Here is a 15,451-nt window from a genome sequence, read left to right on the forward strand (position 1 = left end):
GTGCGGTGAGAGTAGGAAGGTCTGGACCACTCGTCAATAGGTCCAGACCAAAGCAGAGGTCTCGACGCATCCGCCGGCCGGGGTTCCTCAGACGCCCAACTCCTGGGCGAGCACGGCCGCCTGGACCCGGCTGCGCAGCTCCAGCTTGCCGAGGACCCGGCTCACATGGGTCTTCACCGTGGCCTCCGCCATGTCGAGCCGCCGTGCGATCTCCGCGTTCGACAGCCCTTCGCCCAGCCGGGAGAGCACCTCGCGCTCCCGGCGTGTCAGCACGTCCAGGATCGCGGGATCGGGCCCGCCGGGCGCCCGCACCGGCCGGGGCGCGGCGAACTCCGCGATCAGCCGCCGGGTGACCGCGGGCGCGATCAGTCCCTCGCCGCGCGCCACCGTCCGTACGGCGGTGAGCAGTTCACCCGCCTCGGCGTTCTTCAGCAGAAAGCCGGAGGCGCCCGCGCGCAGCGCCCCGAAGACGTACTCGTCCAGGTCGAACGTGGTGAGGACGAGGACGTCCGCCAGCTCCTCCGCGACCACCTGCCGGGTCGCCGACACCCCGTCGAGGCGCGGCATCTGCACATCCATCAGCACCAGGTCGGGGCGGAGCTCACGGGCGAGCGCGACCGCCCGTTCGCCGTCCGCGGCCTCCCCGACCACCTCGATGTCGGGCGCGCTGCGCAGGATCAGCACCAGCCCCGCCCGTACCGCCGACTGGTCCTCCGCGACCAGAACCCGGATCGTCATCGCGTCGTGTCCCCTTCCCCGGCCCGTCCGGCCGGTGCGACCGGCAGGTCCGCCCGTACCACCCAGACCTTGTCCGTACCGCCGGCCCCGTCCTCCGCGGTGACCGGGCCCGCCTCGAAGACCCCGTCCAGCAGGGCGACCCGCTCGCGCATCCCCACCAGGCCCGCGCCGGACCCCGGGGCGCGCGGTCCGGGCCGGTCGCCGAACGGGCTGGTGACCGTTACGGCCAGGGTGTGGTCCGTGAGCGCCAGTTCGACGGCGACCGTGCCGGGCACCGCGTGCTTGAGCGCGTTGGTCAGCGACTCCTGGACGATGCGGTACGCGGCCAGCCCGACCGGCGCGGGCAGCGTGTTGGGGTGGCCCGCGTCCTCGTCGTCGGCCGGCGCGGTGCCGCGCCGGTCGGTCAGCGTGAAGCCGAGCCCGCTGGAGGCACCGTTCGTGCGGGCCTGCTCCAGCAGGGTGTCCAGCGCGTCCAGGGTCGGCGCGGCGGCCGGCTCGCGCTCCCCGTCGCCCTCCCGCAGCAGTCCGATCAGCCGCCGCATCTCGGCGAGCCCCGCCACGCTGTTCTCCCGGATGACGGCGAGCGCGTCCCTGCTCGTGCCCGCGTCGTCGAGGGAGAGCGCGGCGGTCGAGTGGATCGCGATGGCCGACAGGTGGTTGGCGACCATGTCGTGCAGTTCACGCGCCATCCGGGAGCGCTCGGCGGTCACCGCCTGCGTCCGGTCGATCTCGGCCAGCAGCGCGGTCTGCTCCGCCCGGAGCCGGGCCGTCTCGGCGGCCTCGCGGTGATTGCGTACGAGGGCGCCGGTGGAGGCGGGGGCGAAAGCGACCAGTGCGGTGGCCACACCGATGAGCAGGGACTCCACCGTCTGGAGCCAGGCGGTGAACCCGACGGTCATCGCCACGGTGATGTACACGGTCGTACGGGGGATACGGCGGGCGGCGGCCGGAGTCCCGTACAGCACGGCCGCGTAGATGATGTCCGTGAACATCAGCACCGTCGCCACACTGCCCGACGTGAACTGGTCCGCGACCAGGGCGACCGTGGCCAGGATCAGCGCCGGCCGGGGCGCGGTCCTGCGCAGCAGCTCCAGGCCGGCCGTCACGACCAGCGGCACCAGCACCCACGCCCCGGGCAGCAGCCCCACCGCCTTCGTGTCCAGCCCGATGCCCCACAGGACGAGACCGCCGCACAGCCCGGCCGCGGCGATCATCACGTCATGGCGGTGCGGTCGCGGGACGCGCGGCGGGCGGCGCCCGGGGGAGCGGGGCCGGGACGGGGAGGCGATCACCCCTCCATCAAACACGGCCCGCCGCGCCCCGGCCTCCACACACCGGCGGAGCCCGCGACGCGTCGGCGTACACCGAAGGATGCAGTCCCCTCTCGTCACCGGCGACGACGCGGGGCGCGGGGCGCGCCGGGAAGCTGGGAGGGACGAGGAAAGGAGAGACCACCGTGATCGTCACGTTGATCATCATCTGCGAGGTCGGCTTCTGGGTGCTGCTGGCCGGCGGGCTCGCGCTGCGCTACCTGGCGGGGATGAGGCGTCTGGGCGCGGCGGTCCTGCTGCTGGAGCCGCTGCTGGAGGTCGTCCTGCTCGTCGTCACGGCCGTCGACCTGAGGAACGGCGCGGAACCGGACTGGAAACACGGTCTCGCGGCGCTCTACATCGGCTACACCGTCGCCTACGGCCACTACACGGTCAGGTGGCTCGACGGCCATGCCGCGCACCGCCTCGCGGGCGCACCGCGCCCGCCGAAGCCGCCGCGGTACGGCGCGGCCCGCGCCCGTCACGAGGCCATGCTGTGGCTCCGTACGCTGCTCGGCGCCGCGGTCGCGATCGGGCTGCTCCAGCTCGCGATCGGGTACGTGGGCGACGCCAACGACACCGGGTCCCTGACCGCCTGGCAGGGCACCGCGCTGCGGGCGGCCGGGATCCACGGCGTGATCGCCCTGACGTACGTGCTGTGGCCGAAGAAGCCCCCGGTGGACTCCGGCGGGCCGACCCGGGTGGAGCGCCCCGAGCGGTTGACGAAACGCTGACCCGCGGGCGCGTCAGCGTTCGCCGCCCGGCACCCAGAGCACGTCCCCCAGCTCCTTGTTGGCCACGCGGGCCAGGATGAACAGGAGGTCGGAGAGGCGGTTCAGATACGTCGCCGCCAGCGGGTTCATCACCTCGCCGTGCGCCTCCATCGCCGCCCACGTCGAGCGCTCGGCCCGTCGCACCACCGTGCAGGCCTGGTGCAGCAGCGCCGCGCCGGGGGTGCCGCCGGGGAGGATGAAGCTGCGGAGCTTGTCCAGGCCCGCCAGGAAGTGGTCGCAGTCCGCCTCCAGCTTGTCGATGTACGCCTGCTCGACCCGCAGCGGCGGGAACTCCGGCGCCTCCACCACGGGCGTCGAGAGGTCGGCGCCCACGTCGAAGAGGTCGTTCTGGACGCGGACCAGGACCTTCACGACCTCCTCCGGGAGCTGCCCCAGGGCGATCGCGGTGCCGATGGCGGCGTTGGCCTCGTTGGCGTCGGCGTACGCGGCGATCCGCGGATCGGTCTTGGCGGTACGGCTCATGTCGCCGAGCGCCGTCGTGCCCTGGTCGCCGGTACGGGTGTAGATGCGCGTCAGTTTGACCATTCGGCCAGCCTAATCAGCCGCTGGCCCCGGCGCTCAAGTACGCCGCGCGCGCCCTGTGATGGGGGCGCGCGCCGGGCGGAAGTGTGAGGACGGTGTGCGCGGACGGGGTGCGTCGGTGTGATGTCCGTCATGTGAGACGTGACGCGCATCTCTTCGCCGTTACACGGCGCTCCGTGACCGCTAACCTCCGGCAGGGACAGCGTAAGTAAATATGCGCTAAAGCTGAACAGATGCCGAACGGGAAACGTGGGGTGCGTTGTGGCCAGGAAGCTCGCCGTCATCGGAGCCGGACTCATGGGGTCCGGTATCGCGCAGGTCTCGGCTCAGGCGGGCTGGGACGTCGTGCTGCGTGATGTGACCGATGGGGCCCTGGCCAAGGGCGTGGCCGGCATACGGGCCTCGTACGGCAAGTTCGTCGCCAAGGGCAAGCTGGAGGAGGCCGACGCCGACGCGGCGCTCGCCCGGATCACCGTGACGACCGATCTGGACGCCGTGGCCGACGCGGACATCGTGGTCGAGGCCGTCTTCGAACAGCTCGACGTCAAGCACGAGATCTTCCGCGCGCTCGACAAGCTCGTACGGGAGGACGCCGTCCTCGCCTCCAACACCTCGGCCATCCCGATCACCAAGATCGCGGCGGTCACCGGGCGCCCGGAGCGCGTCGTCGGCACGCACTTCTTCTCGCCGGTGCCGATGATGCGCCTGTGCGAGCTGGTGCGCGGCTACAAGACCAGCGACGAAACCCTCGCCATCGCGCGGGAGTTCGCCGAGTCGGTCGGCAAGACCTGTGTCGTCGTCAACCGCGACGTGGCGGGGTTCGTGACCACCCGGCTCATCTCCGCGCTCGTCATGGAGGCCGTGGAGCTCTACGAGTCGGGCGTCGCGTCCGCCGAGGACATCGACACCGCGTGCAAGCTGGGCTTCGGCCACGCCATGGGCCCGCTCGCCACCGCTGACCTGACCGGGATCGACATCCTGCTCCACGCGGCGGGCAACATCTACGCCGAGACGCAGGACGAGAAGTTCGCCCCGCCGGAGCTGATGCGCCGGATGGTGGACGCCGGTGACATCGGCCGGAAGAGCGGGCAGGGCTTCTACAAGCACTGAAGTCCGGCCGGCGCCGGGCACGGCGCCGGCCGCGTCGGCCGTTCCCCTCACCCCACGGGGTGAATTCGGTATCGGTTCGCCAACGGACGGCAACTTCTCGGGCCGTCCCGCAGTCAGTTGTTGGGGGACCGGAACAGAACCGCAGGATTCGGGCGGGACACGATCGGACCGGAGCGGAACCGCAGGATCGGACCGGGCAGGACCGGGCAGAGCAAGACCGGGCAAGACCAGTCCGGGTAGAACAAGACCGGGCAAGCAAGACCAGAACAGAACAGACAGATACCGACCGGAGCACGGAAGCATCCTCGGGGAGAGCATATGCACATCAGGGGCGACCACGCCGAGCTGGTCGTCGGGGGCCGCCTCGACGTACGCAGCGCGGCGGACGCCCGTACGGTCCTGCACTCGGCCGTCGACGACGGAGCCGGCGATCTGGTGCTGGACCTGACCGAACTGGACTCCTGGGACGCCACCGGACTCGGCGTCATCATGGGAGCCCACCGACGCGCCGGGCGGTGTGGCCGGAGGCTTGTGCTGAGGGGTGTCCCGCCGCAGATGCAGCGTCTGCTGGTGGCCACCCGACTGCACCGCATCCTCGCCATCGAGGGCGGCATCGCCGCGGAATCGCTCCCTCGGGTCTGACCCGGCCCCACACCGGCCGGGTCCCCGGCGGGACGCGCGACCACCCCACGCACAATCCTCACGAGACCGTGATGTCCAGAACACGGTGCCACCCCGGCTGTTCGTAGATACTGGGCGGAGGTTTAGGGCCGGCGGCAGCGGATCGACGGACCCTACAGAGCAGGCACCGGACCAGAAGCAGCAGATGGGCGTGTGAGGCCGGGGGCGACGGCACGCCATGATCTGGGGGGCTTTTCACCATGGACCCGATGGACCCGATACACCGGGGGCCGGAGGAGCACGGCCGTCGCGACGTCGCGCGTGACGACGACGGGCACGGCGACGGCGTACGGAACGACACCCCGAGTGGTGACAACGCGACGGGTGACCACATGTCCGGCGACGGGCGGTACGGCGCCGAACGCGCCGAGGTGAGCGTGCACGAGGGCGAATCCGCCAGGACCGGCGGCGCGGTGGCCGAGCCGCCGCGCCCGCCCCGCCTGGAGATCACGCCCGGCGTCCCCCCGGCCCCGGCGCCCGGCCCGCCCCCGGCCGTCGCCCACATCAAGGGCGCGGGCCCCATCACTCCGGCGCAGCCCGTCCGTACGGTCCAGCTCGTCTCGGGCGACCTCCTTCTGACGGTCAACCCCGTCGACGGCAGCGAGATCGAACTCCGCCCGCCGGGACGGGAACACACCGCCCCCGCCCGGCGCACCGCCGAGGAGCGCGCCGACGTCCAGCGGGCCGGCCGGCCGCCCGTGCCGCCGGGGCCCGCCGCGCCCGCGCTCCCGCTGCTGGAGCGGCGCGAGGAGCGCGCGAGGCTGGCGGAGCTGCTGGGGCGCGGCCGTTCCGTACGGCTCACCGGGCCTGCCGGCTCCGGGCGCACCGCGCTGATCGAGGCGGTGGGCGCGGAGTGCGCGGACCTCGCGCCCGACGGCGTCGTACGGCTCTCCGGATACCGGCGCACCGCCACCGAGCTGCTGTACGAGCTGTACGCGGCCGTCCACCACTCACCGCTCGTCCGTCCCGACCGCGCCGAACTCCTCGCACGCGTCGGGGACATCGGCGCGATCGTGCTCCTCGACGATCTGGAACTGGGCGGCGAGGCGCTGGACGAACTCCTCGCCGCCACCCCGGAGTGCGCCTATCTGTGCGCCGCCACCCCCGAGACCGCCGTGCCCTCGCCGGACGCCCGCCTCGAAGAGGTCGTCCTCGGCGGTCTGGGCCGCGGCTCCTCGCTGGAACTCCTGGAACATGTCGTCGAACGGCCCCTCACCGACGAGGAGGCCAACTGGGCGGGCGACCTCTGGTTCGAGTCCGAGGGGCTGCCGCTGCGCTTCGTCCAGGCCGGCGCGCTGCTGCGCCAGCGTGACCTGGTGCGCGCCGGGGCGGACGCTGTCGACGAGTTCGAGCCCTTCGTGCGCCCCTTCGAGCGCACGCCGGAGCGCACGTCCGGCGCCCCGGGCGCCGGGAGCACGCCGCCCGCCGGGCCGGCCGTCCCCGGTGGTTACGACATCCCGCTGCCGACCCTCGGCGAGGGGGCCGCGCCCGCAATCCCGCTCGCCGCCCGGCTGAGCGAGTCCGCGCGCGCCACACTGCGCTTCGCGGTCGCGCTCGGCGGCGAGGTCCCGCACCAGGCGCACCTGCCCGCGCTGGTGGGCGACACCCACGCGGACGCCGCCCTCGGCGAGCTGATGAGCTGCGGGCTGCTCACCCCGGTCGGCGGCCGCTACCGGCTCGCGCCCGGAGTCGCCGCACAGCTGGAGGCGCAGGGGTACGGCGACGACGCCGTGGCCCATGCCCTCACCGCCGCCCAGCACTACGCCTGGTGGGCGGGGCACCCCTCGGTCACCCCCGAGCGCGCCGCCGCCGAGGCGGACGCCATCCTCGCCGCGATGGGGCCGCTGGTGCCCGGCACGGAGGCGGGCCACCCCAGCGCCGCGGTCCTGCTGGCCCGCAGCGCGGCGCCCGCGTTCCTCGCGGGGCTGCACTGGGGCGCCTGGGAACGGGCCCTGCGGGCCGGCTCCGAGGCCGCCAGGATGGCCGGAGAGGTCGCGGAAGAGGCGTACTTCCACCACGAGTTGGGCGTGCTCGCGCTCTGCGTCGGCAACCTGGACCGGGCCCGCGCCGAGCTGGAGGCGTCCATCGGGATGCGCGGCGCCCTCGCCGACAAGATCGGCACGGTCGCGGGGCGCAGGGCGCTGGCCCTGGTCACCGATCGCGAGGCCGCGCTGTCCGGGGCGAAGCCGGCCGTACCCGTCCCGCCCGTACGGCACGAGGAGTCGACGGCGCGGGCGGCCGGACTCCCCGAGCTGCCGGGGCTGTCGAAGCCCGCGCACCCGGGGACGGGACCGGCCGCCGGCCACGGTTCCGGGCCGGGCGCCACTCCGGCGTCGGGTACCGGGGCGGTCGCCGCGTCCGGAGCCGGTTCCGGGACCGGTTCCGGCGAGAACATGACGCTGGTGACCCGGCGCGACACCCCTGTCCTGCCGCCCGGTTCGGGTCTCCGCCCGGCCCATGCCGCCAGGTCCGGGGCGGTGGGCGGCGTCGGCCGCCGCCCGGCGCTGGGCGGTGCCCGCCGCAACCTGGTCGCGGCGGGCGCGGGCGCCGTACTCGCGGCCGTGCTGGGCACGGTGGTGACCCTCGGCGCGACCTCCGGCGGTGACAACGCGCCGCCGGACAAGGTCCGTACGGAACAGTCCACGGAACCGGACGACGGCAACGGCGACGACGGCCGGCCCGCCGAGCAGCCGGTCGACACCTCGACCCTCAACCCCGGTGGCGTCCCGGCCGGACCCGAGTCCCCGAGCCCGACGGACCCGACGGACAGCGCGTCGCCCTCCGACTCGTCGTCGCCCTCGGGCACCCCGTCCGACGACACCAGCTCGTCCCCCGGCGGCTCCCCGTCCACCTCGGAGGACCCGGCCGATCCCTCGGGCGAGCCGTCGGACACGCCCTCCGAGTCCTCGGAGGCGCCGTCGCCCTCGACGCCCGCCACCCCGCCCACGGACGAGCCCACCGGCGAGCCGACGGACTCGGACACGGCGCCCCCGCCGTCGGCCCCGCAGACCACGGTGAGTGGCCCGGACCCGAGCCTGAGCGAGGAGAGGCCCGCCGAGCCGAGCGTCGTCGCGTGACGGCGTGACCGCGTTGCGGTGAGGTGTTGTTACGTCGCCAGGTACAACGGCGGGAGGTCCGGCCGGGCGCGGTGTGCGCGCCCCGCCGGACCTCCCGCCGCATGACGAGTCGGTGCGAGCTGCCGGGGGCCGGTCCGAGTGGGTACGGGCCGGCCGGGCGGCTCAGAACAGGCGCAGCTTGTCGTCCTCGATGCCCCGCATGCCGTCGTAGTCCAGCACCACGCACCCGATGCCCCGGTCCGTCGCCAGCACCCGCGCCTGTGGCTTGATCTCCTGCGCCGCGAACACACCCTTCACCGGCGCCAGATGCGGGTCGCGGTTCAGCAGCTCCAGATAGCGGGTGAGCTGCTCCACCCCGTCGATCTCGCCGCGCCGCTTGATCTCCACGGCCACGGTGGCGCCGTCGGCGTCGCGGCAGAGGATGTCCACGGGGCCGATCGCCGTCGGGTACTCGCGGCGGATGAGGCTGTACCCCTCGCCCAGCGTCTCGATGCGGTCGGCGAGCAGTTCCTGGAGGTGTGCTTCCACGCCGTCCTTGATGAGACCGGGGTCGACGCCCAGCTCATGGGACGAGTCGTGGAGAACTTCCTCCATCGTGATGATCAATTTCTCGCCCGCTTTGTTGATGACGGTCCAGACGCCGGTGTCCTCGTCCGTACCCTCCTTCAACGTACAAGGCGGAGACATCCAGTTGAGGGGTTTGTACGCCCGGTCGTCGGCGTGGATGGACACACTGCCGTCCGCCTTGACCAGGATGAGACGGGGGGCGGAGGGCAGGTGGGCGGTGAGCCGGCCCGCGTAGTCGACGGAGCAGCGGGCAATGACGAGACGCATGGTCGGCACGCTACTCGACTGCCACCGCCGCGCGCGATTCGCCCTGGAAGCCCCCGTTCGTTATTGGCCGGTTGTGGTCCCGTTCTCCTGGTGCCGTCCCCCTGGCGCGCCTAACGTGGATGCGGGAGGTCGCCGGTCGTGCACGCTGCGTCGTCGTCGCCTCCTTCCCTGCCCGTAAGGCCCCGTGCCCCGCGGGGTCGCGAGAGGAGAACCCATGTCGCTCGACGTCTCACCGGCACTGTTGGATCAGGCCGAGCGAGGCGAGGTCGACGAAGCGGAATTCGTCGACTGCGTCCGGACCTCCCTGCCCTACGCATGGGAGATGATCAGTTCTCTGGTGGCTCAGCTGAAGGTGGACGGTGGACAGTTCGCCGACAACCAGACGCCTCCGCCGGACGAGCAGGCACGTGGTCAACTGCTGCGCGCGCTCGCGAGTGATGCCATTCGCGGTGCGCTCCAGCGTCACTTCGGAGTGCGGCTCGCGTTCCAGAACTGCCACCGCGTCGCGGTGTTCCCGTTGGACCCCTCGGTCGACGAGCGGCTCGCCCTCTTCACCTCCGTGAGGGCGCAGTTGCTCAACCAGTCCCCCGAACTCCGGGACTGCTGACGGTTTCGGCTGCCGCTCCCGCGCCGTGGGTGAGACCACGGTGCCGGAGCGGCAGCGTCCCTGACGTTCCGGACGTCCCGTGAGTACTCCGTACGCCGTCGCCGGTCCTCCCCCCATCGGGCCTCCCCGTTCCGCCGGTTCTCCCTGCTCAGGTGAGCAGCGGCAGCACCTCCGTCCCCAGGCGCCGTACGTTCTCCTCCGTCGCGGCCAGATCGCCGGAGCCCTCCACGAGCAGCGCGAAGCGCGTGATGCCCGTACGCTCCGCCGTGGCCGCGAGCCGGTCCGCCGCCAGCCTCGGTGAGCCCACCGGGTGCAGGGCGCAGAGCAGTTCCGTGTACCCCAGCGGGTCGCGCATCGAACGCGCCCGGCCGTCGACCGTCACATGCGCGCCGAGCCCTTGGCGCAGCCAGCCGGGCATCGCCTTGACCAGCGTTTCCGCCGCCGAGGCGCGGGCATCGGCGATCTGTGCCACGCCGGCCGACACGTGCGGGGCGCGCTCGATCTCGGCGGGCGCCAGGCCGCACGCGCGCGCGTGCGTGCGCCACAGGGCGACCATCTCCGCCTTCTCCTCGTCGCCGCAGTGCATGCCGAGCAGCATCGGCAGTCCGTGCCGGGCGGCCAGCCGCACGCTCCTGGGTGACGTACAGGCCATGATCGTCTCGGGTCCCCGGCCGGGGCGCGTCAGCTCGTCGGTGCGCGGTACGACGGGGACCTCACGGAAGGCGTACCGCTCCCCGGAGGCCGCCACCCGCGGCTCCCGCAGCCAGCGCAGCAGCAGCTCCAGGGCCTCCGGGAAGTCGCGCTCGTAGGCGCTCAGCCCCGTCCCGAAGACCTCCAGGTCGACCCAGGGGCCGCCCCGTCCCACCCCGAGGGTGAACCGCCCGTCGGAGAGGACGTGGAGCAGCGCGGCCTGTTCGCCGAGCGCCACCGGATGCACGTTCGGCAACACGCTGACCGCCGTACCCACCCGGATGTGTCGCGTACGGCCGAGCAGCAGCGCGGCCAGTGTCACGGCCGACGGGCAGACGCCGTACGGCACGAAGTGGTGCTCGGCGAGCCAGACCGCGTCGAGCCCGGACTCCTCGGCCTGCTCCGCGGTGCGCACCGCCCGGTGCAGCGCTTCCCCCTGTCCCTGGCCCGGGAACTGGGCGGCCAGTACAAAAGCTCCAACACGCATCGCCTACTGCCTCCTTGCGGCCGACGCGACTCCCCCTACTGGCAACAACGCCTGACACGTGCCAAAGGCACGGCCGGACGCAAAACTCGTGCGATTGTCCGGTAAGTGGCTTCTGCGAAGATGAGGTCCGGGCGTCTCGGAGGGCGTCCGCCCGGTGGAGCGGGCCGTAGGCTGGAATCGGTCCCTGCTGTCTGCCCCGTGAGGTGTCCCGTGTCCCCGCGTCGCAACCGCCCCCGAGGCGGCGAGAATCCGACCGACCGAGCCGCCGAGTCGGGCGACCGGTACGGCGGCTTCCAGCGATCGGAAACCTGGCAGGGCGAGAATTGGTCAGTTCGCCACGTGGCCGGGGCAAGTGCCGTGGGCAAGCGGTACCGCTGCCCGGGATGCGACCAGGAGATCCCCTCCGCGGTGGCCCATGTGGTCGCCTGGCCCGAGTACGGCGGCGTCGACGACCGGCGGCACTGGCACCAGTCCTGCTGGAACGCGAAGGACCGCCGCACCTCGCGGGTGCAGCGGTCCCGTAACGCGCCGAAGTACTAGGGCCGCGTACCGGTCGGCCTGCTGGGCCGCGTACCGGCCGACGTGCCGGAAGGGCTTACGCGTCGCGCCGGTCCAGTGAGAAGTACGCGCCCGCCATCGCGATCGCCGTCATCCCCAGGATGATCCACAGCGGGGCCCAGCCGTGCGGCCCCCGGTCGCCGAAGGCGGCCCCGTAGAACTGGATGAGCTGGCTCGGGATCGAGTACGCGAACAGGAAATCCTGGACGCCCCTGAGCGACCTGGAGAACATGAACATCGCGAGCACGAGCGGCACCAGCACCAGGCCGACCATCACGGTGATCCCGCCCGCCGAGTGCTTGACGAGCGCGCCGACCGCCATGGAGAGCAGCCCGAGCAGCGACAGGTAGAGGCTGACGCCGACCGTCGCGCGGAGCCACTCGGAGGTGGCGGGCGCGGACGCGTCGATGATCGAGATCTGGAGCGCGGCGACGACCAGCGTGGTCAGGGTCGAGACCGTGAAGACCACGCCGAAGAAGACCAGCGCCTTGGCGGCGAGCACCCGGCCCCGGCTGGGGCAGGCGGTGAGCGTCGTACGGATCATGCCCGTGCCGTACTCGGAGGACATGGTCAGCACCCCGAGCGTCATCACGCAGAGCGTGCTGAGCAGCACCCCGAAGAAGCCGAGGGTGAGCATGGACTCACCGGAGGTGTTGATCTCTCCCTCGACGCCGTCCCGGGTGGCGGCGACGATCACCGCCGCGAGCAGCCCGATACCCACCATCAGCAGGATCATCACGCCGAGGGACCACATCGTGGACCGTACGGAGCGCAGCTTCGTCCACTCGGAGACCAGGGCGTCGCCGAGGTGGGCCCGCCGCGCCGGGATCGGCGAGGCGTACGGCGCCGGCTGGTGCGGAACGTGCCCCTGGGACGGGACGGGCTGCCGAGGGGCCGGGGCCTGGGGCTGCTGCGGCTGAGGCTGCGGCTGCTGGTACGGGGTCGGCGGAGTGGACGGGGTCGGCGGAGTGGACGGAGTCGGCGGAGTGGTCACTGGGCGTCCTCGCTGGTGTCGCGCTTCGTCGCCGGCTGCGCGACGGGGGCCGGGGCGTCCTGCTGGTACGGGTTCGGTCCGGGCGGCGGCGGGGGGAACCAGCCCTGTTGCGGCACCTCGGGGACCACGGGCGTCACGGCGCCGTGCTGACCCGGCCCGGGGGCCCCGTACCCCTGCGGAGGCCCGTAGCCGGGCGGCTGGGGCGGCGGGACGAAGCCGGCGAGGGCGTCGGCCGTGGAGCGGTAGTCCACGGCGCTCTGCGTCAGCCGCATGTACGCCTCCTCCAGTGACGCCTGGTGCGGGGAGAGCTCCCAGAGCCGTACGTCCGCGCCGTGCGCCAGCTCGCTGATCCGGGGCAGCGGAAGTCCGGTGACCCGGAGCGCGCCGTCCGGCTCGGAGAGCACCTGGCCGCCCGCGCCGGTGAGCGCCGAGGTCAGCTTCTCCCGCTGCTCGGGCCCGTCGTCCTCCGGGGTGCGGACCCTGGCGAAGTCGGCCGAGTTGGCCGAAATGAAGTCCTTGACACTCATGTCGGAGAGGAGCTGACCCCGGCCGATCACGATGAGGTGGTCGGCGGTCACCGCCATCTCGCTCATGAGGTGCGAGGAGACGAAGACCGTACGGCCCTCGCTCGCGAGCTTCTTCATCAGATTGCGGACCCAGAGGATGCCCTCGGGGTCGAGACCGTTGACCGGCTCGTCGAAGAGCAGCACTTGAGGGTCGCCGAGGAGCGCCGCCGCGATACCGAGCCGCTGCCCCATACCGAGCGAGAAGCCCTTGGAGCGCTGCTTGGCGACGTCCTGGAGGCCGACGACGCCGAGGACCTCGTCGACCCTGGCCGCGGGGATCCCGGAGAGCTGGGCGAGCGAGAGGAGGTGGTTGCGCGCGCTGCGCCCGCCGTGCACGGCCTTGGCGTCGAGGAGCGCGCCGACATGCCGGGGCGCGTTCGGGAGCTGCCGGAAGGGGTGGCCGCCGACCGTGACGTGGCCGCTGGTGGGCCGGTCGAGGCCGAGGATCATCCGCATCGTCGTGGACTTGCCGGAGCCGTTGGGGCCCAGGAACCCGGTGACATGACCCGGTCGCACCTGGAAGGAAAGGTTGTACACGGCCGTCTTGGCGCCGTAGCGCTTCGTCAGGCCGACTGCCTCGATCATTCTTCCAGCCCCATCGACAGGTCAGGTCGTCGGGGCAGTCGCCGGTCCGGGCCGAAGGCCCCCGTTTGAGTAAGGAGGATATCCACGCGCTGATGGTTCCGGCCAAGTCGTTCCGGCGGAGAAGTCGGCCCGCCCCGGCGGCTCCCGCGCCCCGCCCCCTACGCGTCGCGCTTCTTCAGTACGGCATAGCCGCCCGCCAGCGCCGCCACCACCCACAATGCCATGATCCCCAGCCCCTCCCACGGGCCGTACGGCGCCGCGGACGAGTTCACGGCGCCCGGCACCACCTGCGTGATCTGGCGTCCCGCCTGGTCGGGGAAGTAGCGGGCGACGGTCCTGGTGCCCGGGACGGCCGCCAGGATCTGCGAGACGAGGAAGAAGAACGGCATCAGGACGCCGAGCGAGAGGATCGAGCTGCGCAGCATCGCGGTGACCCCCATCGCGAAGAGCGCGATCAAGGTCATGTAGAGACCGCTGCCGATCACCGCGCGCAGGACGTCCGGCTCGCCGATGCCCGTGCCGTGCGTCCCGAGCAGCGCCTGGCCGAGGAAGAACGCCGCGAAGCCGGTGATCACCCCGACCACCAGGGCCAGCACCCCGGCGACCAGGATCTTGCAGAAGAGGAACGTGCCGCGCCGCGGCACGGCCGCCAGCGAACCGCGGATCATGCCCGAGCTGTACTCGGAGCCGACCACCAGCACTCCGAAGACCACCATCGCGAGCTGCCCGAGCACCATCCCGGAGAAGCTGGTGTACGTCGGGTCGAAGGCCGCCCGCTCCATCTCGGAGAGGGTGCCGAACTGGGAGTTCAGCACCGCCGAGAGCGCCCCGCCCAGGGCCACCGTCACGACCAGGGCGCTGATCAGCGTCCATGTTGTGGAGGAGACCGTACGGATCTTGGTCCACTCGGAGCGGAGGACCGCGGGAACCGATGCCATGGTCAGCCCCTCTCGCCGGCCCCGCGGGCGTGGTACTCCACCGACTCCGCGGTCATCCGCATGAACGCTTCTTCGAGGGAGGCGCGCTGGGCGCTCAGCTCGTGCAGCACGATCCCGTGCCGGGCGGCCAGCTCGCCCAGCTCCTCCGTCGTCGCCCCGTCGATCTCCAGCCCGCCGCCGCCCGCGTCGAGCGCCCGGAAACCCGCCCGGTGCAGCATGTCCTTCAACTCTTCGCGCTGCGGGGAACGCACGCGCGCGTAACTCCGTGAATTCGCGTGGATGAAGTCCGCCATCGAGGTGTTCGCGAGCAGTCTGCCCTGCCCGATGACGATCAAGTGATCTGCGGTCAGGGCCATTTCACTCATCAGATGACTGGATACGAAGATCGTGCGTCCTTCCTGTGCGAGCGCCTTCATAAGATTGCGGATCCAGTGGATTCCCTCGGGGTCCAGACCATTCACCGGCTCGTCGAACATCAAGATCTTCGGATCGCCGAGCAGCGCCGCCGCGATACCGAGCCGCTGTCCCATCCCCAGGGAGAACCCCTTCGGTTTCCTCCGCGCCACCGCGGTCAGCCCGACCACGTCGAGGACCTCGGCGATCCGGCTCTCCGGGATGCGGTTGCTCTGCGCCAGGCAGCGGAGGTTGTTGGCGGCGGTGCGGCCCCCGTGCACGGACCCGGCCTCCAGCAGCGCCCCGATGTGCTTGAGCGGTTCCGCGAGCTCCCGGTAGTGCCTTCCGTCGATCCGGACCGAGCCGCCGGTCGGATTGTCCAGAGCGAGCATCATCCGCATCGTGGTCGACTTGCCCGCCCCGTTGGGCCCGAGAAAGCCCGTCACCACTCCGGGCCTGACCTGGAAGGAGAGGCGATCGACCGCGACCTTGCGGCCGAAGTGCTTGGTCAGCCCCTCTACCTCGATCATGCGGCCAACCTAGGGCCTGTGTGGAGTTCTCGCGCGG

Annotated in this window: 15 protein-coding genes; 6 read left to right on the plus strand and 9 right to left on the minus strand. The window is 72.2% G+C overall.

Annotated elements, in window-relative coordinates:
• Nucleotides 1–87: 87 nt before the first annotated feature.
• Nucleotides 88–738, minus strand: a complete 651-nt coding sequence (locus AB0P17_RS16185) for a response regulator transcription factor (RefSeq protein ID WP_365811398.1) — start codon at nt 736–738, stop codon at nt 88–90.
• The gene (locus tag AB0P17_RS16190) at nt 735–1,952 is read right to left on the minus strand and encodes a histidine kinase (RefSeq protein WP_365811536.1); all 1,218 of its coding nucleotides are present in this window, start codon (nt 1,950–1,952) and stop codon (nt 735–737) included. Before AB0P17_RS16190 ends, AB0P17_RS16185 begins: the two co-directional genes overlap by 4 nt.
• A 242-nt stretch (nt 1,953–2,194) precedes the next feature.
• Between AB0P17_RS16190 and AB0P17_RS16195 the strand changes: the two genes are divergently transcribed.
• Complete coding sequence (locus tag AB0P17_RS16195; RefSeq protein WP_365811400.1) at nt 2,195–2,782, plus strand: hypothetical protein; 588 nt, start codon at nt 2,195–2,197, stop codon at nt 2,780–2,782.
• Nucleotides 2,783–2,794: 12 nt separating this feature from the next.
• On the opposite strand, the gene AB0P17_RS16200 is transcribed toward AB0P17_RS16195, so the two are convergent.
• Nucleotides 2,795–3,367 (minus strand): cob(I)yrinic acid a,c-diamide adenosyltransferase, encoded by a 573-nt coding sequence (locus tag AB0P17_RS16200; protein WP_365811402.1) that lies wholly within the window; start codon nt 3,365–3,367, stop codon nt 2,795–2,797.
• A gap of 258 nt (nt 3,368–3,625) precedes the next feature.
• Between AB0P17_RS16200 and AB0P17_RS16205 the strand changes: the two genes are divergently transcribed.
• The 3 genes from AB0P17_RS16205 to AB0P17_RS16215 all read left to right on the plus strand — a co-directional run bounded on the left by AB0P17_RS16205 (nt 3,626) and on the right by AB0P17_RS16215 (nt 8,232).
• Nucleotides 3,626–4,474, plus strand: coding sequence for a 3-hydroxyacyl-CoA dehydrogenase family protein (locus AB0P17_RS16205; protein ID WP_365811404.1), 849 nt, complete (start codon nt 3,626–3,628; stop codon nt 4,472–4,474).
• A 318-nt stretch (nt 4,475–4,792) separates the two neighbouring features.
• Nucleotides 4,793–5,116, plus strand: coding sequence for an STAS domain-containing protein (locus AB0P17_RS16210; RefSeq protein ID WP_066956508.1), 324 nt, complete (start codon nt 4,793–4,795; stop codon nt 5,114–5,116).
• 248 nt (nt 5,117–5,364) lie between these two features.
• Nucleotides 5,365–8,232 (plus strand): ATP-binding protein, encoded by a 2,868-nt coding sequence (locus AB0P17_RS16215; RefSeq protein WP_365811406.1) that lies wholly within the window; start codon nt 5,365–5,367, stop codon nt 8,230–8,232.
• Between the two features lie 162 nt (nt 8,233–8,394).
• Here AB0P17_RS16215 and nucS read toward each other — a convergent pair whose 3' ends face one another.
• Nucleotides 8,395–9,066 carry an endonuclease NucS gene (gene nucS / locus AB0P17_RS16220; protein WP_365811408.1) on the minus strand — a complete coding sequence of 224 codons (672 nt, stop codon included), beginning with the start codon at nt 9,064–9,066 and terminating at the stop codon, nt 8,395–8,397.
• 214 nt (nt 9,067–9,280) lie between these two features.
• Here nucS and AB0P17_RS16225 point away from each other — a divergent pair, with 214 nt between their 5' ends.
• Nucleotides 9,281–9,673 carry an SCO5389 family protein gene (locus AB0P17_RS16225; RefSeq protein ID WP_365811410.1) on the plus strand — a complete coding sequence of 131 codons (393 nt, stop codon included), beginning with the start codon at nt 9,281–9,283 and terminating at the stop codon, nt 9,671–9,673.
• Between the two features lie 148 nt (nt 9,674–9,821).
• Here AB0P17_RS16225 and AB0P17_RS16230 read toward each other — a convergent pair whose 3' ends face one another.
• Nucleotides 9,822–10,850: an LLM class flavin-dependent oxidoreductase gene (locus tag AB0P17_RS16230; protein ID WP_365811412.1), complete on the minus strand. Its 1,029-nt coding sequence runs from the start codon at nt 10,848–10,850 to the stop codon at nt 9,822–9,824.
• 210 nt (nt 10,851–11,060) lie between these two features.
• Here AB0P17_RS16230 and AB0P17_RS16235 point away from each other — a divergent pair, with 210 nt between their 5' ends.
• Nucleotides 11,061–11,390: an ATP/GTP-binding protein gene (locus AB0P17_RS16235; protein ID WP_365811414.1), complete on the plus strand. Its 330-nt coding sequence runs from the start codon at nt 11,061–11,063 to the stop codon at nt 11,388–11,390.
• A gap of 55 nt (nt 11,391–11,445) precedes the next feature.
• Here AB0P17_RS16235 and AB0P17_RS16240 read toward each other — a convergent pair whose 3' ends face one another.
• From AB0P17_RS16240 to AB0P17_RS16255, 4 genes are all read right to left on the minus strand, one after another.
• Entirely contained in the window at nt 11,446–12,402 is a 957-nt protein-coding gene (locus AB0P17_RS16240; RefSeq protein ID WP_365811416.1) for an ABC transporter permease, read from the minus strand.
• On the minus strand, nt 12,399–13,553 hold the full coding sequence (locus AB0P17_RS16245) for an ABC transporter ATP-binding protein (RefSeq protein WP_365811417.1): 1,155 nt from the start codon (nt 13,551–13,553) through the stop codon (nt 12,399–12,401). Before AB0P17_RS16245 ends, AB0P17_RS16240 begins: the two co-directional genes overlap by 4 nt.
• Before the next feature lie 158 nt (nt 13,554–13,711).
• Entirely contained in the window at nt 13,712–14,491 is a 780-nt protein-coding gene (locus tag AB0P17_RS16250) for an ABC transporter permease subunit (RefSeq protein ID WP_365811419.1), read from the minus strand.
• A 2-nt stretch (nt 14,492–14,493) separates the two neighbouring features.
• Nucleotides 14,494–15,414: an ATP-binding cassette domain-containing protein gene (locus AB0P17_RS16255; RefSeq protein WP_365811421.1), complete on the minus strand. Its 921-nt coding sequence runs from the start codon at nt 15,412–15,414 to the stop codon at nt 14,494–14,496.
• Nucleotides 15,415–15,451: the final 37 nt, after the last annotated feature.

Origin of the sequence: Streptomyces sp. NPDC088124 (assembly GCF_040685895.1) — a bacterium.
In the GTDB taxonomy this organism is placed as follows: domain Bacteria; phylum Actinomycetota; class Actinomycetes; order Streptomycetales; family Streptomycetaceae; genus Streptomyces.

Excerpts from the sequence above, each read along its gene's own strand:
- AB0P17_RS16190 (WP_365811536.1), bottom strand. The coding sequence starts at position 1,952 with ATGATCGCCGCGGCCGGGCTGTGCGGCGGTCTCGTCCTGTGGGGCATC.
- AB0P17_RS16250 (WP_365811419.1), bottom strand. The coding sequence starts at position 14,491 with ATGGCATCGGTTCCCGCGGTCCTCCGCTCCGAGTGGACCAAGATCCGT.
- AB0P17_RS16185 (WP_365811398.1), bottom strand. The coding sequence starts at position 738 with ATGACGATCCGGGTTCTGGTCGCGGAGGACCAGTCGGCGGTACGGGCG.
- AB0P17_RS16245 (WP_365811417.1), bottom strand. The coding sequence starts at position 13,553 with ATGATCGAGGCAGTCGGCCTGACGAAGCGCTACGGCGCCAAGACGGCC.
- AB0P17_RS16225 (WP_365811410.1), top strand. The coding sequence starts at position 9,281 with ATGTCGCTCGACGTCTCACCGGCACTGTTGGATCAGGCCGAGCGAGGC.
- AB0P17_RS16230 (WP_365811412.1), bottom strand. The coding sequence starts at position 10,850 with ATGCGTGTTGGAGCTTTTGTACTGGCCGCCCAGTTCCCGGGCCAGGGA.
- nucS (WP_365811408.1), bottom strand. The coding sequence starts at position 9,066 with ATGCGTCTCGTCATTGCCCGCTGCTCCGTCGACTACGCGGGCCGGCTC.
- AB0P17_RS16215 (WP_365811406.1), top strand. The coding sequence starts at position 5,365 with ATGGACCCGATACACCGGGGGCCGGAGGAGCACGGCCGTCGCGACGTC.
- AB0P17_RS16210 (WP_066956508.1), top strand. The coding sequence starts at position 4,793 with ATGCACATCAGGGGCGACCACGCCGAGCTGGTCGTCGGGGGCCGCCTC.
- AB0P17_RS16200 (WP_365811402.1), bottom strand. The coding sequence starts at position 3,367 with ATGGTCAAACTGACGCGCATCTACACCCGTACCGGCGACCAGGGCACG.
- AB0P17_RS16255 (WP_365811421.1), bottom strand. The coding sequence starts at position 15,414 with ATGATCGAGGTAGAGGGGCTGACCAAGCACTTCGGCCGCAAGGTCGCG.